The organism is Streptomyces glaucosporus, assembly GCF_039533345.1.
Taxonomy (GTDB): Bacteria; Actinomycetota; Actinomycetes; order Streptomycetales; family Streptomycetaceae; genus Streptomyces; species Streptomyces glaucosporus.
The window spans coordinates 68,327-80,708 of the sequence record NZ_BAAATJ010000011.1 but is presented as its reverse complement, the minus strand read 5'-3'; the positions used below and the strand labels follow the sequence as shown (position 1 = coordinate 80,708).

Here is a 12,382-nt window from a genome sequence, read left to right as displayed (position 1 = left end):
AGCCCGGGGCGGAGGCGGGGAGTCAGACGCCCGCGGGCTTCCTGGAGGCGGAACCGTCGGGGGCCGGTTCCGGCGTGGTCTCCGGGGCGCCGTGGCCGTCGTCGACGAGGGTCTGCTCGTCGAAGGGGAGACGGCCGGCCAGCACCTCCCGCACCCGGTCCTTGTCGATCTCCTTGGTCCAGGTGCCGATCAGCACGGTGGCGATCGCGTTGCCCGCGAAGTTCGTCAGGGCGCGGGCCTCGCTCATGAAGCGGTCGATGCCGACGATCAGACCCACGCCGTCGACCAGCTCCGGGCGGTGGGACTGCAGGCCGCCGGCGAGGGTGGCCAGGCCCGCGCCGGTGACGCCGGCCGCGCCCTTCGAGGCGATGATCATGAAGACCAGGAGCGAGACCTGCTCGCCCACCGAGAGCGGGTCGCCCATCGCCTCGGCCACGAACAGCGAGGCCATCGTCAGATAGATCGCGGTGCCGTCGAGGTTGAAGGAGTAGCCGGTGGGGACGGTGATGCCCACGACCGGCTTGCTGACGCCCAGGTGCTCCATCTTGGCGATCAGCCGCGGCAGCGCCGACTCGGAGGAGGAGGTGGACAGGATCAGCAGGAACTCCCGGCCCAGGTACTTCAGCAGGGCGAGGACGTTCAGGCCCGTGACCACCTTCAGCAGCGCGCCCAGCACCACGAAGACGAACAGCGCGCAGGTGATGTAGAAGCCGATCATGATGACGGCCAGGGAGGCCAGCGCGTCCACCCCGGTCTCGCCGACCACCGCCGCGATGGCGCCGAAGGCGCCGACCGGGGCCACCCACATGATCATGGCGAGCACGCGGAAGACCAGCCTCTGGATGTGGCCGATACCGCGCAGGACCGGCTCTCCGGCCGTGCCCATGGCCTGGAGCGCGAACCCGACGAGCAGGGCCACCAGCAGGGTCTGGAGCACCTCGCCCTCGGTGAAGGCGGAGACCAGCGTGGTCGGGATGATGCCCAGCAGGAAGTCGACCGTGCTCTCGCTCGCGCCCTCGGCCTGCGCCGCGCCGACGTTCTTGACCTCCTCGGTCAGCTCCAGGCCGGAGCCGGGGTGCAGCACGTTGCCGACGACCAGGCCGATGGCCAGGGCCACCGTGGACATCAGCAGGAAGTAGCCGAGCGCGAGCCCGCCCACCGCGCCGACCTTGGCCGCCTTCCGCACGGACCCGATGCCCAGCACGATCGTGCAGAAGATCACCGGCGAGATCATCATCTTGATGAGGTTCACGAACCCCGTGCCGAGCGGTTTCAGCTCCACGGCGACGCCGGGCGCGGCGAAACCGAGCGCGATGCCCGCCAGCACGGCGGCGATCACTGCGATGTAGAGGTAATGGGTGCGGTCGCGTCTTCTGGTCTGCGCGCTCTGGGTGGACACGTCGGGCTCCTCGGGGATTGCGGCTCCGACTCGCGTGGAGTCCCGCCGACTATGCATCCCGGTGTGAGAACGATCACCGTTGCGTGCATTACGTGCACGGAAAACCGCCGGACCGCGGGCGAGTTGCGAAGCCCCCGGCGCACCCCGCGGGCCGCCGCCGCTCCCGGGCGGAGCGGGAGCGGCGGAACGGCGGCAGACTGGGAGCCATGCGTCTCCCCCGTCCCCGCAGTCTGGCGGGCCAGCTCTTCGCGATGCAGGTCGTGCTGGTGGCGGCCGTGGTGGCCGGGTGCGCGCTGTTCACCTACCTCAACGACCGCGAGCAGGCCGAGGCCTCCGCCCGGAAGCAGGTCACCGCGGTGGCCCGGACGGTCGCCGACTCCCCCTCGGTGCGCGAGGCGATCGCCTCCCCCGACCCCAGCGCCCGGCTCCAGCCGTACGCCGAGCAGGTCCGCCGCGGCACCCGCGTCACCTTCGTGACGATCATGGACCCGGACGGCATCCGCTGGACGCACCCCGAGCCCGACCGGATCGGCCGCCCCTTCCTGGGCCACATCGGCCCGGCCCTGCGGGGCGAGACCTTCCACGAGACCTACACCGGCACGCTCGGCCCGTCCGTGCGCGTGGTCGCCCCGATCCGCGACGACGGCCGGATCGTGGGCCTGGTGAGTGCCGGGATAGCCGTGGAGAGGATCAGCGCCGAGGTGCGGAAGCAGGTGGTCGTCCTGCTCTCGGTCGCCGGGGGCGCGCTGGCCCTGGGCGGTCTGGGCACCTATGTGGTCAACGCCCGGCTGCGCCGCCACACCCACGGCATGAACGCCGCCGAGCTGAGCCGGATGCACGACTACCACCAGGCCGTGCTCCACGCGGTGCGCGAGGGGCTGGTGATGCTCGACGGGCAGCGGCGGATCGCCCTGATCAACGACGGCGCCCGGGAGCTGCTGGGCCTGACCGGACCGGACGTGGTGGGACGCAACGTCGCCGAGCTGGGCCTGCCCGCGCCGCTGACCGGTGTGCTGCTGGCCTCCGAACCCCGCGTGGACGAGGTGCACCTCACCGGCGACCGCGTGGTCGTGGTGAACACCTCCCCCGTCTCGGGCGGCGAGCGGCGCGGCACGGTGGTGACCCTGCGGGACCACACCGAGCTCCAGGCCCTCACCGGCGAGCTGGACTCGGTGCGCGGCTTCGCCGAGGCGCTGCGCTCCCAGGCGCACGAGGCCGCCAACCGGCTGCACACCGTGGTGTCCCTGATCGAGCTGGGGCGGGAGCGGGAGGCGGTGGAGTTCGCCACGGCCGAGCTGGAGCTGGCCCAGGCGCTGACCGACCAGGTGGTGGCCGCGGTCGCCGAGCCGGTGCTGTCGGCTCTGCTGCTGGGCAAGGCGGCGCAGGCCAGCGAGCGCGGTGTGGAGCTGGTCCTCACCGGCGACAGCAGCGTCGACGACGGCGTGCTGCCCTCGGACCTGCCGGCCCGGGACCTGGTGACGGTCCTGGGGAACCTGATCGACAACGCCCTGGACGCCGCCGGCGACGGCGCCCCCACGGAGGACGGCCGGAGCCCCCGGGTGACGGTGACCGTCCGGGCCGGCCGGCACGAGCTGCTGCTGCGCGTCGCCGACAGCGGCCCGGGCATCCTCCCCGGCACGGCCGGGGAGGTGTTCCGGCGCGGCTGGTCCACCAAGTCCGCGGGGCCCGCGGGCCGGGGCCTGGGACTGGCCCTGGTGCGGCAGACCGTACGGCGGCACGGCGGCACCGTGGAGCTGGGCCGGGCGGCGGACGGCGGCGCGGAGTTCACCGTACGGCTGCCGCTGAACACCGCGGAGGTGACGGTGTGACGACCGCGGGCACGGGCGCCGCGGGCGGGCGGCCCATCCGGGTGCTGGTGGTCGAGGACGACCCCGTGGCGGCGGACGCCCACGCCCTGTACGTCTCACGGGTGCCCGGCTTCGAGGTCGCGGGCGTGGCCCACTCGCGGGCCGAGGCCGGGCGCGCCCTGGAGAGGCTGGCCGTCGACCTGATCCTGCTCGACCTCTACCTCCCCGACGGCCACGGCCTGGCCCTGGTGCGGGCGCTGCGCGCGGCGGGCCACACCACCGACGTCTTCGCGGTGACCTCCGCCCGCGATCTGGCCGTCGTACGGGAGGGGGTCTCGCTCGGGGTGGTCCAGCACGTGCTGAAGCCCTTCACCTTCCCGACGCTGCGCGACCGGCTCCAGCGGTACGCCCGGTTCCGGATGACCACCGCCCCGGAGGGCGCGGAGGCCGGCAGCCAGGCGGAGGTGGACCGGGCGCTGGCCGCGCTGCGCCCGCCGGGCCGGGTCGCACTGCCCAAGGGGCTGAGCGCCCCGACGCTGGAGTCGGTCACGGCGGTGCTGCGCGCCGCCGACGGCGAGGGCCTGACGGCGAGGACGGCGGCCGAGCGGGTGGGCGTCAACCGGATCACCGCCCGCCGGTACCTGGAGTACCTGGTGGACACGGGGCAGGCCGAGCGCACCCCGCACTACGGGCACGTGGGCCGGCCCGAGCTGTACTACCGCTGGCAGGGCTGACGTCCGGCGCGCGGCCCTTCGGCCGGACGCCCGTGCGGCGGCGCCCTTCGGCCGGGCGCCGCCGCACGGGGGCACGGAGGTGGAGGTCAGGGGATCAGGGGATCAGAAGACCGCCTCGGTCTCGTCCATCCGGTCCTGGGGGACGGTCTTCAGCTCCGACACCGCGTCGGCCAGCGGCGCCATCACGATCTGGGTGCCGCGCAGGGCCGTCATCATGCCGAAGTCGCCGCGGTGGACGGCCTCCACGGCGTGCCAGCCGAAGCGGGTGGCCAGCACCCGGTCGTACGCGGTGGGGGTGCCGCCGCGCTGCACGTGGCCGAGGATGACCGGCCGGGCCTCCTTGCCCAGGCGGTGCTCCAGTTCGATGGCGAGCCGGTTGCCGATGCCCGTGAAGCGCTCGTGCCCGTACTGGTCGATCTCGCCCTTCTCGTACGGCATCGAGCCCTCGGCCGGCCGCGCGCCCTCCGCGACGCAGACGACCGCGAACTTCTTGCCGCGCGCGAAGCGCTCCTCGATCATCTTGCACAGGTCGTCCACCTGGAAGGGCCGCTCGGGGATGCAGATCCCGTGCGCGCCGCCGGCCATGCCGGCCTCCAGCGCGATCCAGCCCGCGTGCCGCCCCATGACCTCGACGACCATCACGCGCTGGTGGGACTCGGCGGTGGTCTTCAGCCGGTCGATGGCCTCGGTGGCCACGGTGACGGCCGTGTCGAAGCCGAAGGTGCGGTCGGTGGCGGAGATGTCGTTGTCGATCGTCTTGGGGACGCCGACCACCGGCAGCCCCGCGTCGGCGAGCATCCGGGCGGCGGTCAGCGTTCCCTCGCCACCGATCGGGATGAGCGCGTCGAGGCCGAGGCGCTCCAGCAGCTCCTCGGAGTTCTCGCACGCCTCGCGCAGCCGGCCCCGCTCCAGCCGTGCCGAACCCAGGATGGTGCCGCCCCTGGCCAGGATGCCGGAGACGGAGTCGATGTCGAGTGGGCGGTAACGGCCGTCGAGCAGGCCCTTGAACCCGTCCTCGAAGCCGATGACTTCGTCGTTCCGGTCGACCACGGCGCGGTGCACGACCGAACGGATGACGGCGTTCAGACCGGGGCAGTCGCCGCCTGCGGTGAGGACTCCGATGCGCATGGGGATCGCTTCTCCTGCTCGCTGCTGGTATCTGATGCGCCGCTGCGATTGTTTCACGTCCTGAACACACTGCGCGCCGCTCGTGCCCGGATTCGTTCGAAGGACAGTGCTCACCACGGCGTTTCACCGCGGCGTTCCGTCACGGCGCTCCGCCGCGGCTTCCGGCAGGCGGCACCACCGGGCCCGGCGGTAGGGTCAAGGGTAGGCCAAGGGGACGAGCGCGCAGGCGGACACCGGCGGTGCCCCTCTTCCGGCATTCCGGCGTTCCGGCGCTTTTCCCGTCCGGCCGCGGGTACCCGGGCAGGGCACGGACCGCACGGACCCGGTGCGAGGAGTAGGGAGAAGCGCACGTGACGCGCAGCGTGTACGTGACCGGCGTCGGCCGCGGGGACGGCCGGCAGGTCGTGGAGCTGGGGGTCATGGAACTCCTGTCCCGCCGCAGCGGCCGGGTCGGCGTCTTCCGGCCGCTCGCCCACGACGGGCCCGACCCGATCTACGACCTGCTGCGCAGCCGCTACCGGCTGTCCCAGCCCGCGGGGACCGTGGTCGGCCTCGGCTACGACGAGGCCGCCGCCGTCCTGGCCGACAAGGGCACCGACGAACTGGTCTCCCACCTGGTGGACCGCTTCCACGCCATCGCCCGCGACTACGAGGCCGTCCTCGTCCTGGGCACGGACTTCTCCGACACCGGCCTGCCCGCCGAACTGGCGCTCAACGCCCGGCTGGCCAACGAGTTCGGCGCGGGCGTGCTGCCCGTGGTGGCCGGGGCGGACCACGACCCCGACGCGCTGGGCTCCGAGGTCCGCAACGCCCACCACGCGTACGCCTCGCTGGGCTGCGACGTCATCGCGATGATCGCCAACCGGGTCGCCGACGGCCGCGCCGCCGGCCTCGCCCGCTCCCTGGGCGGGCAGCTTCCGGTGCCGGTGTACGCCCTGCCCGAGGAGCCCGCGCTGACCGCGCCGACCGTCTCCCAGGTCGTCGAGGCGCTGGGCGCCGAGGTCCTCCAGGGGGACCCGGACGGGCTCGCCCGCGACGTGCGGGGGTTCGTCTTCGGCGGGGCGACGCTGCCGACCTTCCTGCCCGCCCTCACCGAGGGCTGCCTGGTCATCACCCCCGGGGACCGCGCCGACCTCGTCGTCGGCTCCCTGGCCGCCCACGCCGCCGGCTCCCCCGCCATCGCCGGGGTGCTGCTCACCACCGACCGGCGGCCCGGCGAGGAGACCATGGCGCTGGCCGCCCGGCTCTCCCCCGGCACCCCGGTGCTGGCGGTGTCCGGCGGCTCGTTCCCGACGGCGGCCGAGCTGATGACCGTGGAGGGCCGCCTCGGCACGGCCACCCCGCGCAAGGCGGAGATCGCGCTCGGCCTCTTCGAGACCCATGTGGAGACCGAGCGGCTCGCCGAGCGGCTCTCGGTGACCCGCAGCGGCCGGGTCACCCCGATGATGTTCGAGCACGAGCTGATCGAGCGCTCGCGCTCCGACCGCCGCCACATCGTCCTCCCCGAGGGCTCCGAGGAGCGGGTACTGCGGGCGGCGGAGGTGCTGCTGCGCCGGGGGGTGTGCGACCTGACCCTGCTGGGCGAGGAGAACGCCATCCGCAGGCGGGCGGCCGAGCTGGGCCTGGACCTGGGCCTGACGGAGCCCGGCGGCATCCCCGAGGGGCCGGGGGCCTCCGCCCGGGTCGTGGACCCGGAGACCTCGCCGCTGCGCGAACGCTTCGCGGAGGTGTACGCGAAGCTGCGCGCCCACAAGGGCATCAGCTACGAACTGGCCTACGACCTGGTCACCGACGTCTCCTACTTCGGCACCCTGATGGTCCAGGAGGGGCTGGCCGACGGCATGGTGTCGGGCGCGGCGCACTCCACCGCGGCGACCCTGCGGCCCGCCTTCGAGATCATCCGGACCAGGCCGGACGCCGCGCTCGTCTCCTCGGTGTTCTTCATGTGCCTGGCCGAGAGGGTGCTGGTCTACGGCGACTGCGCGGTCAACCCCGACCCCGACGCCGAGCAGCTCGCCGACATCGCCGTCCAGTCGGCCGCGACCGCCGCGCAGTTCGGGGTCGAGCCGCGGATCGCGATGCTGTCGTACTCCACCGGCACCTCCGGCAGCGGCGCGGACGTGGACAAGGTGCGCCGGGCGACCGAGCTGGTGCGGGAGCGCCGCCCGGACCTGCCGGTGGAGGGGCCGATCCAGTACGACGCCGCGGTGGAGCCGTCGGTCGCGGCGACCAAGCTGCCGGACTCCGAGGTCGCCGGGCGGGCCACCGTGCTGGTCTTCCCCGACCTCAACACGGGCAACAACACCTACAAGGCCGTCCAGCGCTCGGCCGGGGCCGTGGCGGTCGGCCCGGTCCTCCAGGGCCTGCGCAAACCGGTCAACGACCTGTCGCGCGGGGCCCTGGTGCCCGATATCGTCACCACCGTGGCGATCACCGCGATCCAGGCGCAGCAGAGCCGGCAGGAGCCGGACGCGCCGCCGTCCGGACCGGACGGCCGGACCGGGAAAGCGGTGAGCCCGTGAGAGGCACCCGTGTCCTCGTCCTGAACTCAGGCTCCTCGTCGGTGAAGTACCAGCTCCTCGACATGGCCGACGCCTCCCGGCCGGCCGTCGGCCTGATCGAGCGGATCGGCGAGCGGACCTCGTACCTGCGGCACGTCCCGGCCGGCGGCCCGCCGCGCGAGCGCGAGGAGCCGGTCGCGGACCACGGGACGGCGCTCAAGGCCGTGGCCGAGGAGCTGGCCCGCGACGGACTCGGCCTGGACTCCCCCGAACTGGCCGCGATCGGCCACCGCGTGGTGCACGGCGGGCGGCGGTTCACCGAGCCGACCGTGATCGACGACGCGGTGGTGGCCGAGATCGAACGCCTGGTGCCCGTCGCGCCGCTGCACAACCCGGCCAACCTCGCCGGCATCCGCACGGCCCGGGCGCTGGCCCCGCACCTGCCCCAGGTCGCGGTCTTCGACACCTCCTTCCACACCACGATCCCCGAGTACGCCGCCCGGTACGCCATCGACACCGCCGTCGCCGACGAGCACCGGGTGCGCCGCTACGGCTTCCACGGCACCTCGCACGCGTACGTCTCGCGCAGGGCGGCCGAACTGCTGGGGCGGAAGCCGTCCGAGGTGAACGTCATCGTGCTCCACCTGGGCAACGGCGCCTCCGCCTCGGCGGTCGCGCGCGGGCGGTGCGTGGACACCTCCATGGGCCTCACCCCGCTGGAGGGCCTGGTGATGGGCACCCGTTCGGGCGATGTCGATCCGGCGGTGGTCTTCCATCTGGCGCGGGTCGCGGGGATGTCGGTCGGCGAGATCGACGTCCTGCTGAACAAGCGCAGCGGGCTGCTGGGGCTGTGCGGGGACAACGACATGCGGGAGGTCCTGCGCCGGATGGAGAGCGGCCCGGACGCCGGGGCGGCCAGGCTCGCCTTCGACGTCTACGTCCACCGGCTGAGGAAGTACATCGGCGCCTACTACGCCGTGCTCGGCCGGGTGGACGCGGTGGTCTTCACCGCAGGGGTCGGGGAGAACGCGGCCTCCGTGCGGGAGGCCGCCGTCACGGGCCTGGAGGGGCTGGGACTGGCCGTGGACCCGGAGCGGAACGCGGCGCGCGGCGGCGGGCCCCGGCTGATCTCCCCGCCCGCCGCGCGGGTCGCGGTGGCCGTGGTACCCACCGACGAGGAACTGGAGATCGCCACCCAGACGTACGCGCTGGTCACCGGCAGGACGGATGGCGAAACGTGAGCCAGCTCACCCCCTGGAACGTTCCGCTGCTGAACAAAAGATAGGATCGCCCCCATGCGCCGTTCCAAAATCGTCTGCACCCTGGGCCCCGCCGTGGACTCCTACGAACAGCTCAAGACGCTGATCGAGGCCGGTATGAACGTGGCCCGCTTCAACATGAGCCACGGAAGCCACCCGGAGCACGAGGAGCGGTACCACCGTCTCCGCAAGGCCTCGCAGGAGACCGGCCGCGCGATCGGCGTCCTGGCCGACCTGCAGGGCCCCAAGATCCGTCTGGAGACCTTCGCCGACGGGCCGGTGGAGCTGGTCCGCGGCGACGAGTTCACCATCACCACCGAGGACGTCCCCGGCGACAAGACCATCTGCGGCACCACCTACAAGGGTCTGCCCGCCGACGTCTCCAAGGGCGAGACGATCCTGATCAACGACGGCAACGTCTCCCTCCAGGTCATCGACGTGGAGGGGCCGCGGGTGCGCTGCATCGTCATCGAGGGCGGCGTGATCTCCGACCACAAGGGCATCAACCTGCCCGGTGTGGCCGTCAACGTCCCGGCGCTGTCGGAGAAGGACGTCGAGGACCTGAAGTTCGCCCTGGAGCTGGGCTGCGACATGGTGGCGCTGTCCTTCGTCCGGGACGCCGCCGACGTCCGCGACGTCCACCGGGTGATGGACGAGGTGGGCCGGCGGGTCCCGGTGATCGCCAAGGTCGAGAAGCCGCAGGCCGTGGAGAACATGGAGGAGGTCGTCCTCGCGTTCGACGGCGTGATGGTGGCCCGCGGCGACCTGGCGGTGGAGTACCCGCTGGAGAAGGTGCCGATGGTGCAGAAGCGGCTCGTCGAGATGTGCCGCCGCAACGCCAAGCCGGTGATCGTGGCGACCCAGATGATGGAGTCGATGATCACCAACTCCCGGCCGACCCGTGCGGAGGCCTCCGACGTCGCCAACGCGATCCTGGACGGCGCGGACGCGGTGATGCTCTCGGCGGAGTCCTCGGTCGGCCAGTACCCGATCGAGACGGTCAAGACGATGTCGAAGATCGTCCAGGCTGCGGAGGAGGAGCTGCTCTCGCGCGGTCTCCAGCCGCTGGTGCCCGGCAAGAAGCCGCGCACCCAGGGCGGCTCGGTGGCCCGCGCCGCGTGCGAGATGGCGGACTTCCTCAACGGCAAGGCGCTGATCGCCTTCACCAAGTCCGGCGACACCGCCCGGCGGCTGTCCCGCTACCGCGCCGCCCAGCCGATCCTGGCCTTCACCACCGAGCCGGCCACCGCCAACCAGCTCACGCTCAGCTGGGGCGTGGAGTCCTTCGTGGTGCCGCACGTGGACCACACCGACGAGATGGTGGACCTGGTCGACGCCGAGCTGCTCAAGCTCCAGCGGTACAACCCCGGCGACACCATGATCATGACGGCCGGTTCGCCCCCCGGCGTCCCCGGCACCACCAACATGGTCCTGGTCCACCACCTGGGCAACGACCAGCGCTGACGGCGTCCCCGACGGTTCCGGCGGCGCTCCGGCGGACCGGCCGGCGGGCGGTCCGCAACGGACGGCGGCCCGCGCACCTTCGCGAAGGTGCGCGGGCCGCCGTGGTGTCGCAGGACGTGTTCCGTCAGGCCTCGTTGGACAGGTTCATGCCCGGGATGTGCAGTTCGCCGCCGAACTGGCCGGCCTGCCTCACCGTGACGTCGGTGAAGAACACCTCGGGGATGTTCACCGGCGGCGGCGACTCGGGGCTGAAGGTGATCGGGATGAGCCCGAAGAGCTTGCCCTCGAGTTCCTCGGTGTACATGGTGACCGTGCCGTTGCGGAAGGTCGAGGTGCTGCCCTTGGCGGCCCGGACGTGCGAGGTCGTGCCGCCGGGTCCCTCCACGAGCTGGTGGAGGTCGCGGATGTCGATCGACCTCGCGGTGAACTTCAGGACGTTCTTGACGGTGCCGTTGTGGGTGCGGACCTTGACGATGCCCTGGTAGTCGAGGCCGTGCAGCGCGAGCAGGCTGCTCTCCAGCCGCCACGGGGCGTCGGGCAGCACCGCCTCGGTCCGCTCCTCCTCGGCGTTCGCCAGCGCCTCGGCGTCGTAGGTCGGGCAGGGGAAGGGCTCCTTGCCGGAGGCGTCGGTCCCGGGCGGGACGGCGTCCTCCGGGACCTCCGCGTCCTCCCCGGTCTCCCCGGCGTCCTTCCCGGTCTCCCCGGCCTTCCCCGCGGCGTCCTTCGCGCCCCCGACGGCCTTCTCCAGACCCTCGCGGACCGTGCCGGCGGCGTCCCGGAGTCCTTCCCCGGCCTTCCCGCCGGTTCCGCCCTCCGCCGAACCGCCCGATCCGCCCGCCGCGCTCGACGGCGAGGGGCTCGGCGAGGCGGCCGGGGACGTCCCGGGCTCCTCGTCGGCCCGCTCGTCCTTCCCGCCGGGGGTGAACAGGTCCCTGAGGGCGTCGCCCAGACCCAGCGGGTCCAGCAGGCTCCGCCTCTCCTCTTCCTTCTCCCCCTCGGCCGCGGGCGGAGCCGGCCGGGACTCCGTCTCGCCGGGGCCGGTGTCCTCGCCCTTCCCCGCGGAGCCGGACGCGGTCCCGGAGCCCGCCGTGCCGTCGCCGGTCCCCCCGGTTCCGGCGCCCGTGCCGGGCTTCTCCTCCGCCGGGGCCCCGGCCTCCGGGGCGGGGGCGGAGGTCTCCGGCCGCGGGGACTCCGGCCGCGGGGACTCGCCCGCCTCCGCCTCGTCCTCCTCCGCCTCCTTGTCGGGGGCGGTGACGCAGGGGCCGTCCTTGAAGGGGTTCTTCGGCAGCGGCTCGGCGATGGCGAGCCGGGGTGTGAGCCCCATGCCCATGAGGACGGCGGACGGCATCGCCGCCAGGGCGATCGCCTTGCCCGCGGGGACGTGCAGCCGGCTCAGCAGCGGCTTCCTCGGAGCCGCGTGCCGGGGTCCGCCCTTCGCGCGCCGGGACGGCTCGGTACCGGCGCCGCCCTCCTGCCGCACCTCGTCAGGTGTCATGGCGCTCCCCGTTCTGTCCGTTGTCCGCCCCTGCCGGGGCGGAAGCCGGGGCCGGGTCGGCCGGGACGCCCTCGGGCTCCCGGTCGTCGGAGGCGGACGGCTGCCGCTCCTTGACCGGCACCCACGAGACGGCCATCGCCCCGCCGATCAGGGCCGGCAGGAAGCCCAGGAAGAACCCCCCGAAGTTGGAGACCACCAGGGAGACCAGGGCCAGCAGGATGGCGGCGACCCCCGCGAACACCCGGGAGTGCGGCTGGAACCACAGGGTCAGGCCCAGTACGAACAGCAGTACGCCGATGATCAGCGACCCGGAGCCCGTGGTGGTGGCCAGCCGGAAGGACAGCTGGTCCAGGCTGGGGTTGGCATACGGGATGTAGATGATCGGTACGCCGCCCAGCAGCGTCAGCAGTCCCGCCCAGAAGGGGCGCTGCCAGCGCCACAGGCGGAAAGACTGCCGCCAGTGGCTGATGCGGTCACGCGCTCCCGGCGACTCGGCACTCATCGAAAACAGCTCCCTAGGGCCGAACTGTCACAAAGATCAATGGCGCTGCGGGAGAGCCGGGGGACCGAGCGGTGCGCGGTCCCCCGCCTCCC

At 73.1% G+C, this 12,382-nt stretch carries 9 protein-coding genes; 5 read left to right on the top strand and 4 right to left on the bottom strand.

What is annotated here, in order from left to right; translation table 11 throughout:
- Positions 1-22 precede the first annotated feature (22 nt).
- Positions 23-1,399, bottom strand: coding sequence for a cation:dicarboxylate symporter family transporter (locus ABD358_RS14085; RefSeq protein ID WP_344631320.1), 1,377 nt, complete (start codon positions 1,397-1,399; stop codon positions 23-25).
- 206 nt (positions 1,400-1,605) lie between these two features.
- Between ABD358_RS14085 and ABD358_RS14080 the strand changes: the two genes are divergently transcribed.
- Complete coding sequence (locus ABD358_RS14080) at positions 1,606-3,228, top strand: sensor histidine kinase (RefSeq protein ID WP_344631319.1); 1,623 nt, start codon at positions 1,606-1,608, stop codon at positions 3,226-3,228.
- Positions 3,225-3,941: a response regulator gene (locus ABD358_RS14075; protein ID WP_344631318.1), complete on the top strand. Its 717-nt coding sequence runs from the start codon at positions 3,225-3,227 to the stop codon at positions 3,939-3,941. The genes ABD358_RS14080 and ABD358_RS14075 overlap by 4 nt, the downstream gene beginning before the upstream one ends.
- Before the next feature lie 102 nt (positions 3,942-4,043).
- Here the strand turns inward: ABD358_RS14075 and ABD358_RS14070 are convergent, their stop codons facing one another.
- Entirely contained in the window at positions 4,044-5,069 is a 1,026-nt protein-coding gene (locus ABD358_RS14070) for an ATP-dependent 6-phosphofructokinase (protein WP_344631317.1), read from the bottom strand.
- Positions 5,070-5,419: 350 nt separating this feature from the next.
- Between ABD358_RS14070 and pta the strand changes: the two genes are divergently transcribed.
- The 3 genes from pta to pyk are packed head-to-tail and all read left to right on the top strand — an operon-like array spanning position 5,420 to position 10,293.
- The gene (gene pta, locus ABD358_RS14065; protein ID WP_344631316.1) at positions 5,420-7,591 is read left to right on the top strand and encodes a phosphate acetyltransferase; all 2,172 of its coding nucleotides are present in this window, start codon (positions 5,420-5,422) and stop codon (positions 7,589-7,591) included.
- A complete protein-coding gene (locus ABD358_RS14060) occupies positions 7,588-8,811 on the top strand; it encodes an acetate kinase (RefSeq protein WP_344631315.1) in 1,224 nt (407 codons plus the stop codon). Before pta ends, ABD358_RS14060 begins: the two co-directional genes overlap by 4 nt.
- A 54-nt stretch (positions 8,812-8,865) precedes the next feature.
- Positions 8,866-10,293, top strand: coding sequence for a pyruvate kinase (gene pyk, locus ABD358_RS14055; protein ID WP_344631314.1), 1,428 nt, complete (start codon positions 8,866-8,868; stop codon positions 10,291-10,293).
- 124 nt (positions 10,294-10,417) lie between these two features.
- Here the strand turns inward: pyk and ABD358_RS14050 are convergent, their stop codons facing one another.
- Both ABD358_RS14050 and ABD358_RS14045 read right to left on the bottom strand, forming a co-directional pair.
- Positions 10,418-11,788 (bottom strand): hydrogenase expression protein HypF, encoded by a 1,371-nt coding sequence (locus ABD358_RS14050; protein WP_344631313.1) that lies wholly within the window; start codon positions 11,786-11,788, stop codon positions 10,418-10,420.
- Positions 11,778-12,290, bottom strand: a complete 513-nt coding sequence (locus tag ABD358_RS14045) for a DUF6114 domain-containing protein (RefSeq protein WP_344631312.1) — start codon at positions 12,288-12,290, stop codon at positions 11,778-11,780. Before ABD358_RS14045 ends, ABD358_RS14050 begins: the two co-directional genes overlap by 11 nt.
- Positions 12,291-12,382: the final 92 nt, after the last annotated feature.

Coding starts and splice junctions, on each gene's coding strand:
- ABD358_RS14080 (WP_344631319.1), top strand. CDS start 1,606: ATGCGTCTCCCCCGTCCCCGCAGTCTGGCGGGCCAGCTCTTCGCGATG.
- ABD358_RS14045 (WP_344631312.1), bottom strand. CDS start 12,290: ATGAGTGCCGAGTCGCCGGGAGCGCGTGACCGCATCAGCCACTGGCGG.
- ABD358_RS14070 (WP_344631317.1), bottom strand. CDS start 5,069: ATGCGCATCGGAGTCCTCACCGCAGGCGGCGACTGCCCCGGTCTGAAC.
- ABD358_RS14050 (WP_344631313.1), bottom strand. CDS start 11,788: ATGACACCTGACGAGGTGCGGCAGGAGGGCGGCGCCGGTACCGAGCCG.
- pyk (WP_344631314.1), top strand. CDS start 8,866: ATGCGCCGTTCCAAAATCGTCTGCACCCTGGGCCCCGCCGTGGACTCC.